Origin of the sequence: Mesorhizobium sp. WSM3859 (assembly GCF_002295065.1) — a bacterium.
Lineage (GTDB): Bacteria > Pseudomonadota > Alphaproteobacteria > Rhizobiales > Rhizobiaceae > Mesorhizobium.
This window is the reverse complement of the sequence record NZ_NSGG01000007.1, coordinates 299,890-320,360: the sequence shown is the minus strand read 5'-3', so window position 1 is coordinate 320,360 and position 20,471 is coordinate 299,890. Positions and strand designations below refer to the sequence as shown.

Below are 20,471 nucleotides of genomic sequence, written 5' to 3'. Positions count from 1 at the left end.
GGTGACGCGGCGCGCCCATATATAAACCCCGGTCGAGTCCCCACCCTCCCCGTCCCCAACGACCGGGTTTTAGGAGCCGGCCCCTGTCCCCGGGGCCGGCTCCGCTGTTTCAGGCCGTATCTGTCGAGGGCAAACGATCAGGGTCTTGCCGACGGTCCGCTGCCGATACGGCCTTTCCGAGCGAGGCGCAGCGGCGCAATATAGTTCGCTCATTGCGGATGAAGGCGATGCTGGAAATCCCGGAGGAACGCGGCGCCCGCCACCGGCTTTTCAAGGCTATAGACGAAGCCTTCAAGGCCGGAGATTTCGCGGCCCTAGGCGTTGCGCTTGGCGGCTCCGCGCGCTGGTTCGACGAGCGGATGCCCTTCGAGCTCGGCCTCGGCCATCCGCTGGAATATGCGATCTACTGGAGCCCGCCCGCGTTCATTACCGCGCTTCTCGATGCCGGCTCGAACCCGAACTATGACGATCCCGCCGGGTTTCCTTCGATCATAGCGGCGTTGTCGACGGAACGGCCGGACCGGCTGGACGTCATCCATATCCTGCTCGAGCATGGCGCCGACCCGAATATGCGCGGCGTGAACGACTGGACGCCCCTGCACTACGCGGTTTCGCGGCGTGACGCCGAGGCGATCCACCTGCTGCTGCTCTCGGGTGCGGACCCTTCGCTGAGGACCCGCATCGACGACTATGAGACGCCATCGGAAGGCGCCGAAGAGGCCGGCTTCGAGGCCGGCGCCTTTCTGCTGCGCGAAGCGATGAACAGCCGCCGCGGATGACGCGTGGCGCGCGGCCACCGTTATACCACCGTCAGCTTGGCCTTGAAGCGTTTGGCGTTGGCCACGTAATGCGCCGCCGAGACGCGCAGCCGCTCGATTGCCGCTTCGTCCAGCGTCCTTATCACCTTGGCGGGCGAGCCGACGATCAGCGAATTGTCCGGAAAAACCTTGTTCTCCGTCACCAGCGCACCGGCGCCGACCAGCGAGTTGTTGCCGATCCTGGCGCCGTTCAGCACGATGGCGCCCATGCCGATCAGGCTGTTGTCGCCGATCGTGCAGCCATGCAGCAGCGCCCTGTGGCCGATCGTGCAGCCTTCGCCGATGGTCAGCGGAAAGCCCGGATCGGTGTGCATGATCGTATGTTCCTGCACATTGGTATCGGCGCCGATCGAAATTGGCTCGCCATCGCCGCGGATGGCTACGCCGAACCAGAAGCCGACATTGCGGCCGATCCGGATGTTGCCGATCAGCGTGGCGTCGGGCGCGATCCAGTTGGTTTCCGCATCCTCGAACTCAGGCGCTTTCCCATCGATTGCATAGACCGGCATTTTGCGCCTCCGAATCGTCTCAACCAGCGAATTCGAAGGACCCTAAGTTCTCGGTCGCCCAGGATGCAATGGCGATGAGCACGACGCCGAGCGCCAGCGCCCAGGCGATGGCCGTGCAGCCGCAGGACAGCAGAGCCATCGTGCCGATGCGGCCCTCTCGCCTGGCGGCCAAGGCTTCGTTGGTAAGCATGAACGGTCCGGCGCAAGCCGTTGCCGCGAGCGAGCGCAGGATATGGACCGGCGAGACATACGGTTCGGCAAAGGCCAGGCGCCGGCCTGACAACAGTTCCATGGCCGATCCGGCCAGTCCGCAAGCCGTGACACCAACCGCGAAAGCGTAAAGAACAAGCACAACGGGATCCATGTTTACCAACCGTTTACCATGAAAACGCACAGTCGTGCCAACGCGCTGCAAGAGCCATGCCGCGCGGGCTGTGCCGCCGAAGGACAGGCAGGCGGATCGGGAAAGAGCGAATGAGACAGGCAAATCTCGCCGAGAGCCCGGACTTCGAGGTCGTCGACTCAACCCTGATGAGGCGGGTCTTCTATATTTTCGCGGCTCTCGCGCTGCTTTCGGTGGCCATCAGCGTCGGCGGCAAATGGCTTGGACGGTCGATCGCCATGGCCGGCTATACGGACGACACGACGGTGCGCCGGGTCGTCATGGGCAACAATCTCATCAGCGTTCCGGCAAACTTCATCCGCTTCGACCAGGCGAGGCGCGACGGCGTTGCCTCGCGGCTCGATCTCTATCTGCGCTATCCTGAGATGGACGGCTACAGCGCGGCCGCGCGCGACGACTTCAACCACACGACGACGAGGAAGATCATCTTTCTTTCGTTCGAGCCGCGGATGATGTCGCGCGACATGAGCGGCCGTTTCGCGCCGATCTACAGCGCCCTCATCGAAAAGCCCGGCACGCCCGGTCTGGGCGATACCACGGTTTACGCTTTCACGGAAAAATCAGGCTATCTCAACGAGGTGCTGGCCGTCGCCGAGCGCCCCGGCAAGGATCCGTTCGTCGCCCGCTGCCTCAGCGGGCCGAGCGCGGAGGAATCGCTGGCGCCTTGCGAGCGCGACATCCAGGTGGGCGACGAGCTCAGCCTCACCTACCGTTTTCCGCGCGAGCTGCTGGCAAACTGGACGGCGCTCGACGCGGCGATTGCCGCCAAGGTCGCGGACATCCTGAAGACGGGGCACTAGCGGCTGCCTCAACGCTTCTCCGTCTCGGGCGCTAAGACATTGTCTGGCATTGCGCTGACAAGGCGCGCTAAAGATCGAGCATGACGCCAGCCTATCTCGCCTTCGACCCGACCAGTCGCCGCCTGCGTCTCGACCCGCACGAACCGGCCTTCGTGCAGAACCCTTATGAGGCCTATGCCTTCCTGCACGGCACCGCCAACGCTTTCTTCTGGGAAGACTACGGTTTCTGGTGCTTTGGCGGTTTCGACGACGTCAACCGGCTGCTCCGCGACCGTCGCTTCGGCCGGCAGAACCCGGCGGGGATTCCCGACAGCCGCGGCATTGGCGACGACCGCTCGCACCTCGTGGCCTTTGACGCGATCGAGGCCAATTCCATGCTGGAACTCGAGCCGCCAGTGCACACTAGGCTGCGGACGCTGGTCAACCGCGCCTTCGTCTCACGCCAGGTCGAGCGGCTGCGGCCACGAATCGAGGTATTGGCCAACGAACTGGTCGATCGCTTCGAGCCAAACGGCGTCGACCTTTTGCCGGCCTACGCCTCGCCCCTGCCGATCACCATCATCGCCGAGATGCTCGGCGTGCCGGTCGAGATGGGGCCGCAACTGCTCGACTGGTCGCATCAGATGGTCGCCATGTACATGCACGGCCGCACGCGCGAAACCGAGGACACAGCCAACCGCGCCACACGCGATTTCGCCGCGTTCCTGCGCGGCTACGTGACCGAGCGGCGCAAGAAGCCAGGCGACGACCTGCTGTCGCTGCTGATCGAGGCCCAGGAGAACGGCCAGAAGCTGTCGGAAGACGAGCTGGTTTCCTCGGCGATCCTGCTTCTCAATGCCGGCCATGAAGCGACCGTGCACCAGACAGGCAATGCGGTGCGCTCGGTCCTGGCCCAGGGCGGCGATCCGCGCCGGTTCTTCGAAACGTCGGAGAAAAACGTCGCGACAGTCGAGGAATGCCTGCGCTTCGACGCGCCCCTGCACATGTTCCTGCGCTATGCCTACGAGGAGATCGAAGTGTCGCCTGGCATATCGGTCAAGCCAGGCGAGACAGTCGCGCTGCTGCTCGGCATGGCCAACCACGACCCCTTGGCCTTTGCCGAGCCGGATACCTTCAACCCGGCCCGCGCGGACCAGAAGAATGTCTCCTTCGGCGCCGGCATCCATTTCTGCATCGGCGCGCCGCTGGCCAGGCTTGAGTTGCAAGTGTCGCTGAAGACGCTGTTCGACCGGCTGCCAAATCTACGCCTGGCGGAGACACCGCGCTTCCGCGACACTTACCATTTCCACGGACTGGAACGGGTTGTCGTCACGTTTTGAGCCTAGGCCTGCGCCGCTTCGTCATCCGAGGCGATGGGGCCTACTCAGAGCCGGATCACATATTCCTTGCGCGTCGTCTCGAGCACTTCCCAGGTGCCCTTGAAACCAGGCCTCAGCACGAAGCTGTCGCCTGCCCGAACGGTGCGCGCCGCGCCGCCGTCCTCGGCGATCACCGAGACGCCGGACAGGATGTGGCAGAACTCCCATTCGTCATAAGAGATGAGCCATTTGCCCGGCGTCGCTTCCCAGATGCCGGCATAGAGGCCGCTGTCGCGCTCCTCGACATTCCAGGTGCGGAATTTCGGATCGCCCGAAATGACGCGGTCCGGGGCCGGCGCGCCAGCCTCCGGTTCCACGCTTTCGATATTCACGGCAAGGAAGGCCGACATATCAGACCTTGCTCAGCGCCTGTTCGAGATCCGCGACGATGTCGTTGACGTCCTCGATGCCGATGGACAACCGCACCGTGTCAGGCCCGGCGCCGGCCTTGACCTTCTGCTCGTCGGACAGCTGGCGGTGTGTGGTCGAGGCCGGATGAATGACCAGCGACTTGGTGTCGCCGACATTGGCGAGATGCGAGAACAGTTCGAGTGCCTCGACGAATTTGACGCCGGCCTCGTAGCCGCCCTTGAGACCGAAGGTGAAGACGGCACCCGCGCCCTGCGGAGAATATTTCTTCTGCAGCGCGTTGTTCTTGTCGCTCGGCAATCCGGGATAGTTCACCCAGGCGACCTTGGGATGGTTGGAGAGCCAGCCGGCGACGCTCGCGGCGTTGTCGCAGTGGCGCTGCATCCTGAGCGGCAGCGTCTCCAGGCCGGTCAGGATCAGGAAGGCGTTGAAGGGCGAGATCGCCGGGCCGAGGTCGCGCAGGCCGAGAACGCGCGCAGCGATGGCAAAAGCAAAATTGCCGAAGGTCTCGTGCAGCACCAGGCCCCCATATTCGGGACGCGGCTCCGACAGCATGGGATACTTGCCCGACTTCGACCAGTCGAATGTACCGCCGTCGACGATGACGCCGCCGATCGAATTGCCGTGTCCGCCGATGAATTTTGTCAGCGAATGCACGACGATGTCGGCGCCGTGCTCGATCGGCCGCACCAGATAGGGCGAGGCCAGCGTGTTGTCGACGATCAACGGCAGGCCATGCTTGCGGGCGATATCGCCGATCTTCTCGATGTCTACGAAGACGCCGCCCGGATTGGCGAGACTTTCGATGAAGATCGCCTTGGTCTTGTCGTCGATCTGGTTCTCGAAGGTCGAGAGGTCATTGACGTCGGCCCAGCGCACCTCCCAGCCATAATTCTTGAAGGCGTGCCCGAACTGGTTGATCGAACCGCCATAGAGCTTGTTGGCGGCGATGAAATTGTCGCCGGGCTGCATCAGATTGTGGAAGACGATGACCTGCGCGGCGTGGCCGGAAGCCACGGCAAGTGCGGCGGTGCCGCCTTCGAGTGCTGCGACGCGCTCCTCGAGCACCGCCTGGGTCGGGTTCATAATACGGGTGTAGATGTTGCCGAAGGCCTTCAGCCCGAACAGCGAGGCGGCATGGTCGGCGTCGTCGAAGACGAAGGAGGTGGTCTGGTAGATCGGCGTGGCGCGCGCGCCGGTCGCCGGATCTGGCTTGGCGCCGGCGTGAACGGCCAAAGTATTGAAACCGGGCGTACGGGTCATCGAAATCCCTCTCCTGACGTTCGAAAATCGCCGGGCATTCTTGGCGAAGCCCGGCTGGGAATGCAAAGAAGAAAATACCTTTCAAAGTGCGACCTTCGGCGAACGCCCGAGAAAATCCATTTCTTCCCGGAATAATTTTGCGCGAACCGCGGCGCGCTTATTTCTGCCGCACGCCGAAGCTCTGAAAACCCTGCCGCATTATCGGCTTCTTTGACGACAGCACGCCGGAATTGACGCCGGTCCAGCCGATCTCGCCCGACAGCTTGCCATATTCGATCTTCGGACAGCGGTTCATCACCACCTTAATGCCGGCCGCCTCGGCGCGAGCAGCGGCCTCGTCATGGCGCACGCCAAGTTGCATCCAGACGACCTTGGGCAGTGGATCGAGCTTCAGCACCTGGTCGACGATGCCGGGCACCGCCGCGGACCCGCGAAAAATGTCGACCATATCGACCGGCTGCGGCAGGTCGGCCAGGCTGGCATAGACCGTCTGTCCGAGGATCTGCTTGCCGGCGTGACCGGGATTGATCGGCAGCACCGAAAAGCCTTTGGCCAATAGATATTTCAACACGAAGTAGCTCGGCCGCACGTCATTGGGCGAAGCGCCGACCATGGCGATCGTCTTCACCGAATTCAGGATGCCGGCGATGTAGGCGTTGTCGTAAGTGTCGTGATTCATGGCTCGTCCTCATACAGCGCTTCGGCGAGAAAGGCAGCCGGATCGCTGCAGAAGTCGCGCATCATGCGAAAATGGTCGGTGTCCTGAAAATCGATCAGGTCGAGGCCGAAGCGGCTGATGCGGAAGAGCCGCGCGTTCGGACAGGCCATCAGCAGCGGCGAGTGCGTGGCCATGATCACCTGTGCGGTGCCGGATTGCTCCATGCGTTGAAACAATTTGAGCAGCTCGATCTGACGCGTCGGCGAGAGCGCGCTTTCGGGCTCGTCAAGAACGTAGATGCCTTGCCGGCGGCAACGCTCCTCGAAGAAGCGGATGAAGCCCTCGCCATGCGACCAGGAGAGGAAATCGGGCGGCGCACCGCCGGATTCCCGCGCCGCCTCGTCGAGATAGCGTGCAACCGAATAGAATGACTCGGCGCGAAAGAACCAACCCGCGGTCACCTTTGGCAGCCAGTGGCACCGGAAACTGCTTGCCAGTCCTGCGCCGCTCTTGTCGATAGCGCGAGAATGATCGACGGGCATGTAGCCCTTGCCGCCGCCAGCCTCGTCATAACCGGCCAAGGCACCGATCGCTTCGAGCAGAGTCGATTTGCCCGTACCGTTCTCGCCGACGATGATGGTGATGGCCGAGGCGAATTCGAACTCGAATTGGCGGTCGCGGAAGATCGGTAGGTTCCAGGGATATTGCTCCCAGTCGGCAACGCGCGACGGCTCAAGCAGGATGCGCCTGAGATAGGGCGCTTTCAGCCGCGTCAGTTGCTTGCGGGCAGCCATGTCGCACCTTCAGCGATGGGATGGCGTGGCTTCATTCAGGCCCGCTACTCGTCGGACCATTGCGGCTTGCGCTTGCCGATGAAAGCGCCGATGCCCTCCTCGGCGTCGCGCGCCAGCATGTTTTCCACCATCACGCGGCCGGTATGGGCATAGGCGTCGGCCAGGCCCATTTCGACCTGGGCATAAAACGCTTCCTTGCCGGTCTTGACCACCAAAGACGATTTTGAAGCAATGGTTTGCGCGTATTTGTTGACGACCTGATTCAGATATTCGCGCGGCACGATGCGGTTGATCAGGCCGAATTCCTTGGCGGTCGCGGCGTCGATCGTCTCGCCGGTGAGCAGCATCTCCATCGCCTGCTTGCGCGAGACGTTGCGCGACAGCGCCACCATCGGCGTCGAGCAGAACAGGCCGATATTGACGCCCGGCGTGCAGAAGGTGGCCTCATGCGAGGCGATGGCGAGGTCGCAGCTCGCGACCAGTTGGAGGCCGGCGGCGGTCGCCAGGCCGTCGACCTCGGCGATCACCGGTTTCGGGTGGCGCACGATCGTCTGCATCAATTTCGCGCAGGCGGCGAAGGTCTTTTCAAAGAAAGCCTTGCCGCGATCCGCTTCGGCGCGGTGCGCCGTCATTTCCTTGAGGTCGTGACCGGCGCAGAACACTTTTCCCGACGCCGCCAGGATGATGACGCGCACGGATTTATCGGACTTCACGCGATCGAATTCGGCTTGCAGCGCCGCCATCGTCGCCAACGACAGCGCGTTAGCCGGAGGGCTGGCGAGGGTGAGACGCAGAATGCCCTTTTCTTGGCTGACAAGAACGGGGCCGTCGGCGACGGCGGGCTTGATGGCAACAACTTCAGCCATGTCCAATCTCTCTGGTCAGCGCTCGCGGCGCATCGAGCAACAGAACTAGCACGCTGCCGGTTGAAGAACAGCCGCGAGGCGTGTTTTCTCCGTCGCACCGTTTGGTCCAGGCAATCGCCCGGAGCTTGTCACCTCATATAGGACGTTGCCCATGCCCGCCCAAAGCGATCTGAAGCCAATGCTCAACGCGGCGGAGGTCAATGCGCTGATGGCTAGCGTCTATCCGCAGCTCAACGACAGTTTCATCTCCTACGAGGCGATCGACGTCTTCCCCGGCGGCTGCACGGTGCGGCTCAACGCCGACGAGAGGCATCTGCGTCCCGGCGGCACGGTGTCCGGTCCGTCGCTGTTCACGCTGGCCGACATCGGCGGCTATGTCTGCGTGCTCAGCCACGCCGGACCGGACGCGCTTTCGGTGACCGTCAACCTCAACATCAACTTCATGCGCAAGGCCGAAGCCGGTCCAATCGACGGCCATTGCCGGATCCTGAAGCTCGGCAAACGCCTGATGGTGTTCGACATCGACATTGTTGCAGGCCCGGATGGACACACTGTGGCGCATGCCACGGGGACCTACTCGATCCCCAGGAAGCGGGACTGAAGAGGTTGAAATGAAGAGCTACTTCGCGCTTGTTGAAAAGACCGGAGATAGCGCATTCGGTGTCCAATTCCCGGATATTCCGGGCTGCTTTTCGGCTGCGGACGAGGAAAAGGATATCGCTCCGAACGCAGTCGAGGCTCTGCAATTCTGGGCCGAGGATATGCCCGTTGCCGAGCCGTCCAGCCATGAAGCAACGATCTCTATTCCCGAAATCCGTGCTGCGCTGTCTCGCGGGGCCTATCTGGTTTCGGTCCCTTAGTCCGGCGGCTTGTGTAGGTCGACCTTGTGGTAAAATATTACCGTTCAATTAACATATTGTTTTTTCGACGTTTTATTTGCTCTACGCATTTTCCGTCGCCTTGACGCGTCAGGCCCCCTAGCCTATAAGCCCACCCGAAGCAGCGGCCCGCAATGGCCGCCGTTTTGTTATTGGCGGGTGGCTCCGGTCGCTTCAGCCAATCCAAGCAACAAGAAACGCCTTTTCCTGCCCTTGGCAGGAAGGGTCAACCTGAGAGCAAAACCATGGCTACCTTTTCGCAGAAGCCTGCGGATGTGGTGAAGAAGTGGGTGCTGATCGACGCCGAAGGTCTCGTCGTCGGTCGTCTGGCCACCGTCATCGCCAACCATCTGCGCGGCAAGCACAAGCCCACCTTCACCCCGCATGTCGATGACGGCGACAACGTCATCGTCATCAATGCCGACAAGGTGGTGTTCACCGGCAAGAAATACACCGACAAGGTCTATTACTGGCACACCGGCCATCCCGGCGGCATTAAGGAGCGCACCGCGCGCCAGCTGCTCGAGGGCCGTTTCCCCGAGCGCGTCGTCGAGAAGGCCGTCGAGCGCATGATCCCGCGCGGCCCGCTTGGCCGCCGCCAGATGAAAAATCTCCGCGTCTATGCAGGCGCCGAGCATCCGCACACCGCCCAGCAGCCCGTCACGCTCGACGTGGCCAAGCTGAACTCCAAGAACAAGAGGGCTTCGTAATGGCTGAGCTTTCCTCGCTCGCAGAACTCGGCACCGTCGCCGCGCAGCCGGCCGCGCCCGTGCATGTCCAGAAGCTCGACAAGTCGGGCCGCGCCTACGCCACCGGCAAGCGCAAGAACGCCATCGCGCGCGTCTGGGTGAAGCCGGGCTCCGGCAAGATCACTGTCAACGACAAGGAATTCGCGAGCTATTTCGCGCGTCCGGTGCTGCAGATGATCCTCAACCAGCCGATCGTCGCGGCCAATCGCGCCGGCCAGTACGACATCGTCGCCACCGTCATCGGCGGCGGCCTCTCCGGCCAGGCCGGTGCCGTGCGTCACGGCATCTCCAAGGCGCTGACCTACTACGAGCCGGGCCTGCGTTCGGTGCTCAAGAAGGGCGGCTTCCTGACCCGCGACAGCCGCGTGGTCGAGCGCAAGAAGTACGGCAAGGCGAAGGCCCGCCGCAGCTTCCAGTTTTCCAAGCGCTAAGCTTACGGTTCCAAGCTTTCGAAAGGCCGCCTCCGGGCGGCCTTTTTGTTTCCGTCACCAGTGCCCGGCCGGTGTTTTGATGTAGTCGACGAAGGCGCGCAGCGGCGCGGGCACCAGACGGCGGCCGGGATAGTAGAGAAACGGCCCGGAGAAGCTCTGCCACCACGGCTCCAGCACAGGCTCCAGCGCGCCGCTCTCGAAATGCGGGCGAACCCAGTCCTCGAACAGCCAGAGAATGCCGACGCCGGCGATCGCCGCATCGATCGCGAGATCCACGCCTCCACCGATGCTGACGAGCAATGGTCCCGTGGTGTCGACCCGGACCACCTCACCATCCCGCTCGAACTCCCAGGGCGTCATGACCCCGCTCGGGAAGCGGCCGCGTATGCAGGCATGGCCAAGCAGGTCGCGCGGGTGCTGCGGCCGCCCGTGCCGGTCAAGGTAGGACGGCGCGGCGGAGGTGGTAAAGCGCTGCGTGCGCGGTCCGATCGGCACGGCTATCATGTCCTGCTCCAGCCGCTCATCATAGCGGATGCCGGCATCGCAGCCTGCCACCAGCAGGTCGACGAAGTTCTCCTCCGCGATCACCTCCAGGCGAATGGCCGGATAGGCGGCGAGAAATCCCGGAACGATTTTTGGCAGGACCAGCCGTGAGGCGCTGATCGGCACATTAAGGCGCAAGGTCCCGGCTGGCCGGTCGCGAAAGCCGTTCACGACGTCGAGCGCGGCCTCCACCTCACCCAGCGCGGGGCCAAGACGCGCCAGGAGGCCGGCGCCTGCCTCGGTCAAAGCGACGCTGCGCGTGGTGCGGTTGAAGAGCCTGACACCGAGCTGGGTCTCCAGACGGCGAATGGCTTCGCTGAGCACCGACGCGCTGCCTGCCGTGACGCGGGCCGCTTCGCGAAAGCCACCGGCGCGCGCCACCGCCATGAACGCCTGGAGATCGTTAAGGTCAGATGCCATTGTTCTTATTTCCGCACAGGTCGTGCCAGTTATACCCGGTTATCGGGACAGCGGCCATGCCCTATCTCCGTCGCCGACAGCGAAGGAGACCACGATGTCCAGCGTAAACAAATCCGGCACTTACAAACTCGGCGACCGCTCGGTCCGCCGCCTCGGCTACGGAGCCATGCAGCTTGCGGGCAAAGGCGTGTTCGGCCCGCCGAAAGACCATGACGCGGCGATTGCCGTGCTGCGCGAAGCGGTGGCGCAAGGCGTGAACCATATCGACACCAGCGATTATTACGGGCCCTATGTCACCAACAAGCTGATCCGCGAGGCGCTGGCGCCCTACCCCGACGACCTCACCATCGTCACCAAGATCGGCGCCCGTCGCGGTGAAGACGCCTCCTGGCTGCCGGCTTTCACAGCCGATGAGCTCGAGCAGGCGGTGCACGACAATCTTCGCAACCTTGGCCTCGAGGTGATGGATGTCGTCAATCTGCGCATCATGTTTGGGGTGCATGGTCCAGCGGAGGGCTCTATCGAGGCGCAGGTCACCAAGCTCGCCGAGCTTCAGCGCAAAGGCTTGGTACGCCATATCGGCCTGAGCAATGTCACCCGCGCGCAGATTGCGGAAGGCCGGCAGATCTGCGACATCGTCTGCGTCCAGAACCAGTACAATCTGGCGCACCGTGACGACGACGCGCTGATCGATGAGCTGGCACGCGACGGCATCGCCTATGTGCCGTTCTTCCCGCTCGGCGGGTTCAGCCCGCTGCAGTCGTCGACGCTGTCGGGCGTCGCGGAACGGCTCGGCGCCACGCCGATGCAGGTAGCGCTGGCATGGCTGCTGCAGCGTTCGCCCAATATCCTCTTGATCCCCGGCACGTCGTCAGTCGAGCATCTGCGGGAGAATCTGGCGGCCGCGGAGCTGAAGCTGTCGGCCGATGTGCTGCAGGAGTTGGATGGCGTGGCGAAAGCCGCGTAGGTCGGCGCAGCACCCCGCCCGCGCCTGCGGCGCGACCTCCCCATCAAGGGGAGGTAGGGCGCCGCGCTTTATGCTCGACGGCCGATTTAGCATTCGGGATGCCGCAGGCATGCAACGACGGCAAGTTGGCACGACGCTCTACCTCCCCTCGATGGGGAGGTCGGCGCGAAGCGCCGGGCGGGGTGAAGCGCCGACGTCAGCTAATTGATACTCGCCGTATGCGCCGGCTCGGCTTGCTTGATGTCCGTCGTGTACGGCACCCGATAACCATTCGCCGCCAGCCACTCGATCGCCGCTTTCGGCTCGTCGGTCTGGATGATCGTCGCGCCGCGGTCGACCCAGAAACCCCAGGCTTCGCGCGGCAGGCCGGCGGCGACGGCGAGTTCATCGCCGCGGCCGCCGGCAAGGAAGCCGCCTGGCTTGTGGACGATGGCGTAGGTGTCGGCCCAGAGATGCCAGTCGCCACGGACCGCTTCCGCACGCATATGGTTGCCGAACAGCGGGCCACCGTTCGACGTCAGCATTTCGGCGCCGTTGCGCCAGTTGATCAGCTCGATGGCATGAGGCGCGAACGCCTTGTCGACCTCATCGGCGAAGGCGGCGTCATGCACGGCGTCGTCGGCGAGGATCGGCATGAACTGGAAACCGCCGCCGGCCTTGGCGAGCGCAGCGCTCGCGGCATCGATGCGCTGCCGGTTCCAGAGGTTCTCCTTGACGATCACCTGATCGGCCATGCCGAGATCGCGCGCCTCCGCGATCATGCCCGGCAGGTCGGTCACCTCCAGCTTGTTGTCGAGGTTGATCAGGATCCTGTCCCTGGTCGTCAGCAGCATCTCGCGCAGCGTCGACACCGTCTCGTTGGTGACGGCGCCTGTGCCCTCGATGACCAACCGGCACGTCTTCAGCTCGGCGAGCGTGAACTTCACCACCTCGCCCCTGCAGGTGGTCGTGCGGTCGAGCCAGCTGTCATGCATGATGACGAACGCGCCATCCTTCGAGCGCCTGATGTCGACCTCGACGATCTCGGCGCCGATGGCGATCGAACCCTCGACCGCGGCCAGCGAATTCTCGGCGTAAATCGTCTTGCCGGCCTGCATGCTGCCGGCGCGATGGGCGGCGATCATCACATGATCGCGCCCCTGATTGGCGTGCTCGAAACGGTGGAGAATTTGGGCAGCGCGCGTCTCGCCGGCTGAACTTTGGTTAGGAATTGCACCAAGCGCAGCAGACAGAAAAAGGCTCAGCCAGAGTGTTCGCATCGGGGAATCGCTCCGTTCCGGGTCGGGACCCGGTTAGGCGATGCCCATGACAGGGCGGTGAACGAAGCCGGCTAGTTGTTTCTTGTTTGGCGCAATTCCGGGCGGAAAACCGCTTCACACTTTTCCTGGAATTGCTTGGTCAAATCCTCTTGGAGAGGCGCCGGAAGCAGGCCAACGCCGGCATTTCGACGAAGCGCCAAGTGAACCAGGACGCGACGATGACGGCGATCAACATCGCGATCAAAGCCGCGAAACCGATCCAAGGCGAGCCGGCGCCGAAGCCGGTCGCGTGGTCGCCGCGCAGCATCAGGTCGCCGACGATGGCGAGCCCGAGCTTGCGCTCAACCAGGCCGCCGACATTGATCATGCGCGCTTGGACGAAGATGTGGACCATGTAGATCGAATAGGAGAGCGAGCCGAGCAGCAGCATCGGCCGGCTGCGCAAAGCCACGCTGACCCACCCGCCCTCATGCGCGAACAGGTAAAGCGCCAGCGCGAAGACGACCGGCGCCGCGATACCAAGGTCGTTGGTGCCGGCAATAGAGACGAACAGCGCAATCCCCGCGATCATCGCAAGCTCGGCCAGGGTCCAGGCGAGGCACCCTGCCCCGCTGCCGAGCGCCTGTCGCGCCTCTGCAATGGAATCGTGCTGAAACCAGGCAAGTAACGCGCCGAGCGAGAAGCCGTAAAGGCAGCGGATGAAGCCGAAATCGAAGGACATGTCCATATGACGCGTCGAAACCGCGAGCAGGAAAAGCGGCCCGGTCACGGCGGCGGCGACGAACCATATCCAGGCGCGCTGGCCGGCCGCGAAGACGACGGCGGCAAAGATGAGATAAGTGAAGAACTCGGCCGAAATGCTCCAGCTCGGCGCGTTCCAGCTCAGGTGATCCTCAACGCCCATGCCCTGCAAAAGAAACAGGTTGGCGACCAGGCTTTTCAGGTCGAAACCGGCGGTGAAGGGCGCCGGACCCGTTCCGTGCAGCGCCGGCAGGACGAACCGCAGCGCCTCGAAGCCTGCGAAAGCGGCAAGCATCAGGAGATGCAGCGGATAAATGCGGCCAAAGCGCACCAGCGCGAAGCGAGCAAGATCATCCTGATCGTTCAGCCGGCTGCCATAGGCGCTGGCTATCACGAAGCCGGAGAGCACGAAGAAGAAATCGACGAACAAATAGGAGCCGCCGACAAAGGCGCTTTGCGAAATCATCGAGGTCGTCGGGAAGTGGAACAACGCCACCAGCAGCGCACAGATGCCGCGCCAGGAATCCAGTACCAGGAAGCGCTCGCCGGCCATCGTTCCGACACGGGTCGCCGCGGGTGCGGGCGCAAGCTTGAGCAGAGCCGTCTCAGCCATAATGATACAGATCCTGTGTTGCCGTGGCACTCGCCGAGCGCCGCTTCCGTTCCGCAAGCTGTGACTGGCATGTTGCGTGCCGGTTCTGTAGTTGTGGCTGCCCCGATGCAACCGAGGACCCGTAATGGCGAACAAAGAGATCGACCACGCCTTCACCGCCCGCTCCAAGACGGGCGCGTCGTTCGAGCCGACCTATGCCGGCGCGCTGTCGTTCATGCGGCGCAAATACACGAAGGACGTGAAGGGCGCGGACGCCGTCGTGTGGGGCATTCCCTTCGATGCCGCCGTCACCAATCGGCCCGGCGCCCGCTTCGGGCCGCAGGCGATCCGCCGCGCCTCGGCGATCCTCGACAACGACCCGCAATACCCGTTCTCGCGCGACCTGTTCGAGCACCTTTCGGTGGTGGATTACGGCGATTGCCTGCTCGACAGCGGCAACCACCAGAAGACGCCGGGCACGATCGAGCGCGAGGCGGCCAAGATCCTGAAATCAGGCGCGTTCCTTTTGACGCTCGGCGGCGACCATTTCGTCACCTGGCCGCTGCTCAAGGCGCATGCCGCGATCCACGGGCCGCTGGCGATGGTGCAGTTCGACGCGCATCAGGACACCTGGCCGGATGACGGCAAGCGCATCGACCACGGCTCGTTCGTCGCCCGGGCAGTGAATGAAGGCATCATCGACCCCGATCGCTCGATCCAGATCGGCATCCGCACCCATGCGCCCGATACATTCGGCATCAAGATCCTGTACGGACATGAGATCGAGGAAATGCGCGCCTCCGACATCGCTTACGCCATTGTCGAGCGCACCGGCGGCAAGAAGACCTACCTCACCTTCGACATCGACTGCCTCGACCCGGCCTTCGCGCCAGGCACCGGCACGCCTGTCGCAGGTGGCCCTTCCTCGGCAAAGATGCTGTCGACGCTGCGCCAACTCGGCCAGGTCGATGTCGTCGGCGCCGACATCGTCGAGGTTGCGCCGGCCTATGATCATGCCGATATAACGGCGATCGCCGGATCGATCATCGCCATGCACTATCTCGGCCTGTTGGCGGAACGAAGGCACGGGTGGAAGAGTTGAACAACGGCAATCATGCCGCGATAAATTATGCTCATGGCATATGACATTGGAATCGCAGGGAATTTGGCAAGCGATGAAACCGAAAATCTTCATTGACGGCGAACACGGCACGACGGGCCTGCAGATCAGGGCGCTGCTTGCCGACCGCGGCGACCTGGAGATCATCTCCATCCCGACCGAGCGCCGCAAGGAGACCGCGGCCCGCGCCGAATTCCTCAACGCGGCTGATGTCGCGATCCTTTGCCTGCCGGATGCGGCGGCAAAGGAAAGCGTGTCGCTGATCACGAACGACACGACCAAGGTGATCGACGCCTCGACCGCGCATCGCGTCGCCGAGGGCTGGGAATACGGCTTCGCCGAAATGGACAAGGACCAGGCGAAGAAGATCGCCGGCGCGAAACGCATCGCCAATCCGGGCTGCTGGCCGCAAGGCCCGATCGCGACGCTGCGGCCGCTGGTCTCCGCCGGCCTGTTGCCGGCCGATTTTCCGGTCACCGTCAACGGCATCTCCGGCTATTCCGGCGGCGGCCGGCCGATGATCGAGGATTATGTCGGCAAGGGCGAGGACGCCCCCGAATTTCTGCCCTACGGGCTGACGCTGCAGCATAAGCATGTGCCGGAGCTCCGCACCTATGCGAAGCTGTCGCATGACCCGATCTTGCAGCCGGCAGTGGGCAATTTCGCGCAGGGCATGATCACCGTGGTGCCGCTGCAGCTCGGCGGTCTCGACCGCGTGCCGACCGGCGCCGAGCTTCACGCGGCGATCGCCGACCACTATGCGTCGATCGACGGCGGCGTGGTCGAGGTCGCGCCATACACCCATATGGAGCGCATCCCGGAGATCGATCCGGAGATCTATAACGGCACCAACCGGATGAAGGTCTACGTCTTCGCCAATGACGAGCGGGCGCAGGCGCTGCTGATGGCTGTCTACGACAATCTCGGCAAAGGCGCGTCGGGCGCTGCCGTGCAGAATCTCGATCTAATGCTCGGCATCAAGCATTGAGCGGCAACGCAGGCGTTTCCAGAGCGCTGGGCCGTTCGAAAGGTTCGCTCGCGATGCTGATCGCCGGGGGTCAGATTCTGACCTTTATCTCCGTCGGCAGCGGATAGGCGCCCTTGGTGCCGCGCCAATGCGCGGTGGCAAAGCCGAGCAGGACCAGCGCGATCGCCTGATGCGTCAGAGCCATGTGCAGCGGCACCTGCATCAGCAGCGTGCCGATGCCGATCGAGGCCTGGACGACCACCAGCGCGAACAGAAGCGTGGCCCGGCGGGCATGGGTGGTGCCGGGCTGACGCCGCCACGTGGCGACCATATGCCAGAACGCCACGACAAAGACCGTATAGGCGCCTAGCCGGTGGACGAACTGCACCGTCTTCGGATTTTCAAAGAAGTTGAGCCAGGCGGGCTTCAGGAGAAGCAGATCGGAGGGGATCACTTTTCCGTCCATCAGCGGCCATGTGTTGTACGAAAGACCGGCGTGAAGGCCGGCGACCAATCCACCGAGATAGATCTGGATCAGCGTCAGGAACACGATGAAGCCGGCGAGCCGTTGCGTCGAGCGATCAGCGGCAGGCTCCGAATGCGGCGCCAGGCCCCGCGCGACCACCATGGTGGCGGTGAAGATCAGCGCGGCAAGCGTCAGGTGCGTCGCCAGCCGGTACTGGCTGACCGAGACGCGGTCGACCAGGCCGGAAGCCACCATCCACCAGCCGATGGCACCTTGCAGTCCGCCAAGCGCCAGTATGCCGAGGAGCTTCGGCCCAAGGCCGCGCTCGATGCGGCGCGTTGCCCAGAAGAACAGCAGCGGCAAGGCAAAGACCACGCCGACGCTGCGCGCCAGGATGCGGTGCGTCCACTCCCACCAGAAGATGGACTTGAAGTCCTCGAGGCTCATGCCCTTGTTGATCTCGGTATATTGCGGGATCTGCTGGTAGCGCTGGAACTCTTCCTGCCATTCGGCGTCGTTGAGCGGCGGGATGACGCCATGGATCGGCTGCCACTGAGTGATCGACAGGCCCGAGCCGGTGAGGCGCGTGGAGCCGCCGACCAGCACCAGCGCGAACAGCACGAGCACCACGACGTAGAGCCAGCCGCGCACCAGGGCGCGGTTATGCAGGTCTCGGTCGCGTGCGGCATAGGGGGCCGTGGCGGTGATGGCAGCCATGGACGTTTTCCGGCAATTGAAACGCTGGAGTGGTGGACCAAGGCTTGCGCCGTGGCAAGGCTGAACAGCGCGGCACCCCGTCGCGCCGGGCCGCGGCGGTTGCGCGAGCACGTCATTCAGCCTAAGCGAGACGGGTCAACGAGACCGCGACATGCCCATTCGCCTGAAAAAGCTGATCGGAACCATCCTGCTGGTGGCGCTGGTTATCATCTACGCGCTGATCGCGTCGGCCGTCGCGGTCACCCGGCTCGCCGAATACGGCCCCACGGCGCATCTTCTGTTCTTCCTGCTCAGCGGCTTTCTCTGGGTCCTGCCGGCCATGGCCATCATCAAATGGCTGATCATCGAGCCGCGGCCGAAAGGCTGAGCCTCGCTGACGCCGGCGGCGCCGGCTCGTCTAGATGGTCACCACCATCTTACCGGCATTGGCGAGCGGTGTGGTGATGCCAGACAGCATCGTTCGGATATGCGCTACGCTCTGGTAGCGGCCGTTGACGGAAATGCGCGGCAGCGCGTGCAGGAAACCGGCATGCTCGGCACGCAGCACGCCGTGCCGCGTGGTCACCGCCGAGACATAGCCCGCGTCGCGGGCAAAACCCACTTCGCGGCACCCGACAGCGCTGGCATAGCCATAGGGGTAAGCCAGATGACGCGGCTCCTCGCCTAGCTTTTCCTTGAGGATACGTCGGACGTCGCCGATCTCATGGCGCGCATCGGCTTCGGACAGGCGCTTCAAATTGCGATGATTGACCGTGTGCGCGCCGATGGTCACCAGCTTGTGCGCGGCCATGATGCCGAGCTCGTTCCAGCTCATCAAGGTGCCCGGACGGCCCGAGCCGAATTCATAGCTGTTCGAACGGGCCAGTTCGCGCAATGCCGCACCCTGCTCCTCCTCGGGCACTTCCAGGGTCAGCCAGGCGTTCAGCCGCGCCACGGCCTGGATCTTTCTGCCCTGTGTCGAGCAATCGATCACCGTCGATCCGCCCGCCGTCTTCAACGTCAGGCGCGAGCTGGTGTCGACGATGTCCTCGATGACGTCCCACCAGAGATCGACGGCGCCGTCGATCAAGCCGGGAGCGACGTAGATGGTGATCGGCGCGCCGTGCTTCTCGAGCACCGGCAGCGCCTCCGTCATGTTGTCGCGATAGGCGTCATCGGCGGTGATCGTAGCGAACTGCCCGCCCTTGCCACCAGCCTTGATCCGCTCGATCGCTTCATCAAGGGAAACAAAGGCATAATCCCTTCCCTTCATGTCGGCGATAAGCCTGTCCAGAAAAGCGGGGGCGATGTTCAGATGCCGATTGACACTGTTCGGCCTCTCCGGCGTCGCGGTGACGCGGTGCAGCATCAGGATTGCGCCAATGCCGCCGACAAACGGCCGCGCCAGGGGCGCCAGACCGGAGTAGCGCGCAAGGGTCAGCGCCAGTTTCCGGATTGCCTCGCCCCCGTCGATCATTCCTTCACCTTTTGCGCCTAGGCTCATCCAAGCACGACATTCGCCTATGCGAACCCCCAAGTCGGAACCAATACGTCTTAAGGATTGAGGGATGGTTGACGCCGCCGCGTCATTTGACGGCAACCCGGTCGCTGCCAATGAGGTTTCCGCGCGGTCGATGCGAGCCGATCATGGTCGGTGGTCCGCTACCGCAAGCGATGGCGCCGCCCTTGCCGATTACATTCAATTCTGCGCCTCGGCTCTGTTCGCGCCGGCGCAAAGCGCATCCTGGGTGAACAACTGGGCAACCGCGACGGGCGCCGACATGGTTGTCGCGGCGCTTGTCTGCGACGGCCGCCCGGCGCTTTCGCTGGCGCTGGAAGTCATTCGGCGCGGTCCCTTCAAGCTTGCCCGTTTCGCCGGCGGTCGGCACGCCAACGGCAATTTCGCGGCAGCCGATCCACGCTTTCTGCCCACCATCGACGCTCCGGCGATCCGCGCGATGTTCAAGGCGATCGCCAAGGCGCGGCCCGACATCGACCTGATCTCACTGGAGCGCCTGCTGCCCGACCTCGATGGCGTCGCCAACCCGCTCGCCGCGCTGCCCAATTTCGCGAGCCCGAACATCGCGCTCGCGGTCGATCTGGACGGAGGGTTCGACGCGCTGCTGTCGCGCGCGAGCGGCAAGCGCAAGCGCAAGAAGCATCGTTCGCAGACCCGCAAGTTCGAGGCGGTCGGCAGGTTCCGACGTATCGAGGCCAGAACCCCTGAAGAGGTCGACAGGCTGCTCGATGCCTTCCTCGAGATGAAGGAGGCGCGTTTCGCCAAGATGGGCATCGCCAATGTCTTCGGCGACAGGCAGGTGCGCGCCTTCTTCCGGGCGCTGTTTACCGATGCGCTGACCGAGGAAAAGCCGTCCTTCCTGCTGCACGGCCTGGACGTGGAGGGAAAGCTGCGCGCAGTCACCGGCTCCAGCCGTTCGGGCAAGCGGCTGATCTGCGAATTCGGCGCCATCGCCGAGGACGATCTCGCCTTCACCAGCCCTGGCGACTTCCTGTTCTTCGACAACATCCAGGAAGCCTGCGAGCTCGGTTTCGGCGTGTACGACTTCTCGGTCGGCGACGAGGCCTACAAGCGGCTCTGGTGCGATACCGAAGTCCAGCATTTCGAGGTGCTCGCGCCACTGACGCTGAAGGGCCACGCATTGGCCGCGGCGATGCGGCAAGGCGCGCGGGGGAAGGCCTTCATCAAGAACAACCCGACGATCTGGAAGCTGACCAAGATGCTGCGCCGCAAGGCTGCCGGGCAGGCAGCACCCGCTCCGGCCGAGGACGACAGCTAGGCCCGG

General features: G+C 63.7%; 24 protein-coding genes. 12 read left to right on the top strand and 12 right to left on the bottom strand.

All coding sequences use genetic code 11. The features are described 5' to 3' along the window. The first annotated feature begins 227 nt into the window (after positions 1-227). On the top strand, positions 228-779 hold the full coding sequence (locus tag CK230_RS17890) for an ankyrin repeat domain-containing protein (protein ID WP_095818480.1): 552 nt from the start codon (positions 228-230) through the stop codon (positions 777-779). A gap of 20 nt (positions 780-799) precedes the next feature. Here CK230_RS17890 and CK230_RS17885 read toward each other — a convergent pair whose 3' ends face one another. Together CK230_RS17885 and CK230_RS17880 are read right to left on the bottom strand one after the other, a co-directional pair. Further along, positions 800-1,327 carry a gamma carbonic anhydrase family protein gene (locus CK230_RS17885; RefSeq protein ID WP_095818442.1) on the bottom strand — a complete coding sequence of 176 codons (528 nt, stop codon included), beginning with the start codon at positions 1,325-1,327 and terminating at the stop codon, positions 800-802. A gap of 19 nt (positions 1,328-1,346) precedes the next feature. Continuing rightward, entirely contained in the window at positions 1,347-1,691 is a 345-nt protein-coding gene (locus CK230_RS17880; RefSeq protein WP_041008554.1) for a hypothetical protein, read from the bottom strand. A 110-nt stretch (positions 1,692-1,801) separates the two neighbouring features. Between CK230_RS17880 and CK230_RS17875 the strand changes: the two genes are divergently transcribed. Continuing rightward, positions 1,802-2,530: a hypothetical protein gene (locus tag CK230_RS17875; RefSeq protein WP_095818441.1), complete on the top strand. Its 729-nt coding sequence runs from the start codon at positions 1,802-1,804 to the stop codon at positions 2,528-2,530. An 80-nt stretch (positions 2,531-2,610) separates the two neighbouring features. Next, positions 2,611-3,849 carry a cytochrome P450 gene (locus tag CK230_RS17870; RefSeq protein ID WP_095818440.1) on the top strand — a complete coding sequence of 413 codons (1,239 nt, stop codon included), beginning with the start codon at positions 2,611-2,613 and terminating at the stop codon, positions 3,847-3,849. A 44-nt stretch (positions 3,850-3,893) separates the two neighbouring features. On the opposite strand, the gene CK230_RS17865 is transcribed toward CK230_RS17870, so the two are convergent. The 5 genes from CK230_RS17865 to CK230_RS17845 form a co-directional block, all read right to left on the bottom strand. After that, positions 3,894-4,238, bottom strand: a complete 345-nt coding sequence (locus tag CK230_RS17865; protein WP_095818439.1) for a cupin domain-containing protein — start codon at positions 4,236-4,238, stop codon at positions 3,894-3,896. Position 4,239: 1 nt separating this feature from the next. Further along, a complete protein-coding gene (locus CK230_RS17860; RefSeq protein WP_095818438.1) occupies positions 4,240-5,520 on the bottom strand; it encodes an O-acetylhomoserine aminocarboxypropyltransferase in 1,281 nt (426 codons plus the stop codon). Between the two features lie 157 nt (positions 5,521-5,677). After that, positions 5,678-6,199, bottom strand: a complete 522-nt coding sequence (locus CK230_RS17855; RefSeq protein ID WP_095818437.1) for a CoA-binding protein — start codon at positions 6,197-6,199, stop codon at positions 5,678-5,680. Then, complete coding sequence (locus CK230_RS17850; protein WP_095818436.1) at positions 6,196-6,972, bottom strand: AAA family ATPase; 777 nt, start codon at positions 6,970-6,972, stop codon at positions 6,196-6,198. The genes CK230_RS17855 and CK230_RS17850 overlap by 4 nt, the downstream gene beginning before the upstream one ends. A gap of 44 nt (positions 6,973-7,016) precedes the next feature. Beyond that, on the bottom strand, positions 7,017-7,838 hold the full coding sequence (locus CK230_RS17845) for an enoyl-CoA hydratase (protein ID WP_095818435.1): 822 nt from the start codon (positions 7,836-7,838) through the stop codon (positions 7,017-7,019). 151 nt (positions 7,839-7,989) lie between these two features. Between CK230_RS17845 and CK230_RS17840 the strand changes: the two genes are divergently transcribed. The 4 genes from CK230_RS17840 to rpsI all read left to right on the top strand — a co-directional run bounded on the left by CK230_RS17840 (position 7,990) and on the right by rpsI (position 9,896). Continuing rightward, positions 7,990-8,439, top strand: coding sequence for a PaaI family thioesterase (locus CK230_RS17840; protein ID WP_095818434.1), 450 nt, complete (start codon positions 7,990-7,992; stop codon positions 8,437-8,439). 10 nt (positions 8,440-8,449) lie between these two features. Next, positions 8,450-8,698: a type II toxin-antitoxin system HicB family antitoxin gene (locus CK230_RS17835; protein WP_095818433.1), complete on the top strand. Its 249-nt coding sequence runs from the start codon at positions 8,450-8,452 to the stop codon at positions 8,696-8,698. Between the two features lie 263 nt (positions 8,699-8,961). After that, a complete protein-coding gene (gene rplM, locus CK230_RS17830; protein WP_040983169.1) occupies positions 8,962-9,426 on the top strand; it encodes a 50S ribosomal protein L13 in 465 nt (154 codons plus the stop codon). Next, complete coding sequence (gene rpsI / locus CK230_RS17825) at positions 9,426-9,896, top strand: 30S ribosomal protein S9 (RefSeq protein WP_040983171.1); 471 nt, start codon at positions 9,426-9,428, stop codon at positions 9,894-9,896. Before rplM ends, rpsI begins: the two co-directional genes overlap by 1 nt. A 54-nt stretch (positions 9,897-9,950) precedes the next feature. Here rpsI and CK230_RS17820 read toward each other — a convergent pair whose 3' ends face one another. Then, positions 9,951-10,859 carry a LysR family transcriptional regulator gene (locus CK230_RS17820; protein WP_095818432.1) on the bottom strand — a complete coding sequence of 303 codons (909 nt, stop codon included), beginning with the start codon at positions 10,857-10,859 and terminating at the stop codon, positions 9,951-9,953. 94 nt (positions 10,860-10,953) lie between these two features. On the opposite strand from CK230_RS17820, the gene CK230_RS17815 reads away from it, so the two are divergent. Then, complete coding sequence (locus CK230_RS17815) at positions 10,954-11,826, top strand: aldo/keto reductase family oxidoreductase (protein ID WP_095818431.1); 873 nt, start codon at positions 10,954-10,956, stop codon at positions 11,824-11,826. 200 nt (positions 11,827-12,026) lie between these two features. Here CK230_RS17815 and CK230_RS17810 read toward each other — a convergent pair whose 3' ends face one another. Further along, positions 12,027-13,085: a glycerophosphodiester phosphodiesterase family protein gene (locus tag CK230_RS17810; RefSeq protein WP_095818430.1), complete on the bottom strand. Its 1,059-nt coding sequence runs from the start codon at positions 13,083-13,085 to the stop codon at positions 12,027-12,029. A gap of 139 nt (positions 13,086-13,224) precedes the next feature. After that, positions 13,225-14,439 carry an acyltransferase gene (locus tag CK230_RS17805; protein WP_095818429.1) on the bottom strand — a complete coding sequence of 405 codons (1,215 nt, stop codon included), beginning with the start codon at positions 14,437-14,439 and terminating at the stop codon, positions 13,225-13,227. 124 nt (positions 14,440-14,563) lie between these two features. Between CK230_RS17805 and speB the strand changes: the two genes are divergently transcribed. Further along, positions 14,564-15,520, top strand: coding sequence for an agmatinase (gene speB / locus CK230_RS17800; RefSeq protein WP_141246055.1), 957 nt, complete (start codon positions 14,564-14,566; stop codon positions 15,518-15,520). A 73-nt stretch (positions 15,521-15,593) separates the two neighbouring features. Further along, a complete protein-coding gene (gene argC / locus CK230_RS17795) occupies positions 15,594-16,526 on the top strand; it encodes an N-acetyl-gamma-glutamyl-phosphate reductase (RefSeq protein WP_095818428.1) in 933 nt (310 codons plus the stop codon). Between the two features lie 70 nt (positions 16,527-16,596). On the opposite strand, the gene CK230_RS17790 is transcribed toward argC, so the two are convergent. Then, positions 16,597-17,688 (bottom strand): COX15/CtaA family protein, encoded by a 1,092-nt coding sequence (locus CK230_RS17790; RefSeq protein WP_095818427.1) that lies wholly within the window; start codon positions 17,686-17,688, stop codon positions 16,597-16,599. Between the two features lie 151 nt (positions 17,689-17,839). Between CK230_RS17790 and CK230_RS17785 the strand changes: the two genes are divergently transcribed. Then, the gene (locus tag CK230_RS17785; protein ID WP_042643947.1) at positions 17,840-18,055 is read left to right on the top strand and encodes a DUF2842 domain-containing protein; all 216 of its coding nucleotides are present in this window, start codon (positions 17,840-17,842) and stop codon (positions 18,053-18,055) included. 30 nt (positions 18,056-18,085) lie between these two features. Here the strand turns inward: CK230_RS17785 and CK230_RS17780 are convergent, their stop codons facing one another. Next, positions 18,086-19,144: a polysaccharide deacetylase family protein gene (locus CK230_RS17780; RefSeq protein ID WP_095818426.1), complete on the bottom strand. Its 1,059-nt coding sequence runs from the start codon at positions 19,142-19,144 to the stop codon at positions 18,086-18,088. Between the two features lie 91 nt (positions 19,145-19,235). Here CK230_RS17780 and CK230_RS17775 point away from each other — a divergent pair, with 91 nt between their 5' ends. After that, a complete protein-coding gene (locus CK230_RS17775; protein WP_095818425.1) occupies positions 19,236-20,465 on the top strand; it encodes a GNAT family N-acetyltransferase in 1,230 nt (409 codons plus the stop codon). The last annotated feature ends 6 nt before the right edge of the window (positions 20,466-20,471 follow it).

Bases quoted from the DNA above. Each gene is read 5' to 3' on its own strand.
- CK230_RS17890 (WP_095818480.1), top strand. From the start codon at position 228: ATGCTGGAAATCCCGGAGGAACGCGGCGCCCGCCACCGGCTTTTCAAG.
- CK230_RS17885 (WP_095818442.1), bottom strand. From the start codon at position 1,327: ATGCCGGTCTATGCAATCGATGGGAAAGCGCCTGAGTTCGAGGATGCG.
- CK230_RS17880 (WP_041008554.1), bottom strand. From the start codon at position 1,691: ATGGATCCCGTTGTGCTTGTTCTTTACGCTTTCGCGGTTGGTGTCACG.
- CK230_RS17875 (WP_095818441.1), top strand. From the start codon at position 1,802: ATGAGACAGGCAAATCTCGCCGAGAGCCCGGACTTCGAGGTCGTCGAC.
- CK230_RS17870 (WP_095818440.1), top strand. From the start codon at position 2,611: ATGACGCCAGCCTATCTCGCCTTCGACCCGACCAGTCGCCGCCTGCGT.
- CK230_RS17865 (WP_095818439.1), bottom strand. From the start codon at position 4,238: ATGTCGGCCTTCCTTGCCGTGAATATCGAAAGCGTGGAACCGGAGGCT.
- CK230_RS17860 (WP_095818438.1), bottom strand. From the start codon at position 5,520: ATGACCCGTACGCCCGGTTTCAATACTTTGGCCGTTCACGCCGGCGCC.
- CK230_RS17855 (WP_095818437.1), bottom strand. From the start codon at position 6,199: ATGAATCACGACACTTACGACAACGCCTACATCGCCGGCATCCTGAAT.
- CK230_RS17850 (WP_095818436.1), bottom strand. From the start codon at position 6,972: ATGGCTGCCCGCAAGCAACTGACGCGGCTGAAAGCGCCCTATCTCAGG.
- CK230_RS17845 (WP_095818435.1), bottom strand. From the start codon at position 7,838: ATGGCTGAAGTTGTTGCCATCAAGCCCGCCGTCGCCGACGGCCCCGTT.
- CK230_RS17840 (WP_095818434.1), top strand. From the start codon at position 7,990: ATGCCCGCCCAAAGCGATCTGAAGCCAATGCTCAACGCGGCGGAGGTC.
- CK230_RS17835 (WP_095818433.1), top strand. From the start codon at position 8,450: ATGAAGAGCTACTTCGCGCTTGTTGAAAAGACCGGAGATAGCGCATTC.
- rplM (WP_040983169.1), top strand. From the start codon at position 8,962: ATGGCTACCTTTTCGCAGAAGCCTGCGGATGTGGTGAAGAAGTGGGTG.
- rpsI (WP_040983171.1), top strand. From the start codon at position 9,426: ATGGCTGAGCTTTCCTCGCTCGCAGAACTCGGCACCGTCGCCGCGCAG.
- CK230_RS17820 (WP_095818432.1), bottom strand. From the start codon at position 10,859: ATGGCATCTGACCTTAACGATCTCCAGGCGTTCATGGCGGTGGCGCGC.
- CK230_RS17815 (WP_095818431.1), top strand. From the start codon at position 10,954: ATGTCCAGCGTAAACAAATCCGGCACTTACAAACTCGGCGACCGCTCG.
- CK230_RS17810 (WP_095818430.1), bottom strand. From the start codon at position 13,085: ATGCGAACACTCTGGCTGAGCCTTTTTCTGTCTGCTGCGCTTGGTGCA.
- CK230_RS17805 (WP_095818429.1), bottom strand. From the start codon at position 14,439: ATGGCTGAGACGGCTCTGCTCAAGCTTGCGCCCGCACCCGCGGCGACC.
- speB (WP_141246055.1), top strand. From the start codon at position 14,564: ATGGCGAACAAAGAGATCGACCACGCCTTCACCGCCCGCTCCAAGACG.
- argC (WP_095818428.1), top strand. From the start codon at position 15,594: ATGAAACCGAAAATCTTCATTGACGGCGAACACGGCACGACGGGCCTG.
- CK230_RS17790 (WP_095818427.1), bottom strand. From the start codon at position 17,688: ATGGCTGCCATCACCGCCACGGCCCCCTATGCCGCACGCGACCGAGAC.
- CK230_RS17785 (WP_042643947.1), top strand. From the start codon at position 17,840: ATGCCCATTCGCCTGAAAAAGCTGATCGGAACCATCCTGCTGGTGGCG.
- CK230_RS17780 (WP_095818426.1), bottom strand. From the start codon at position 19,144: ATGATCGACGGGGGCGAGGCAATCCGGAAACTGGCGCTGACCCTTGCG.
- CK230_RS17775 (WP_095818425.1), top strand. From the start codon at position 19,236: ATGGTTGACGCCGCCGCGTCATTTGACGGCAACCCGGTCGCTGCCAAT.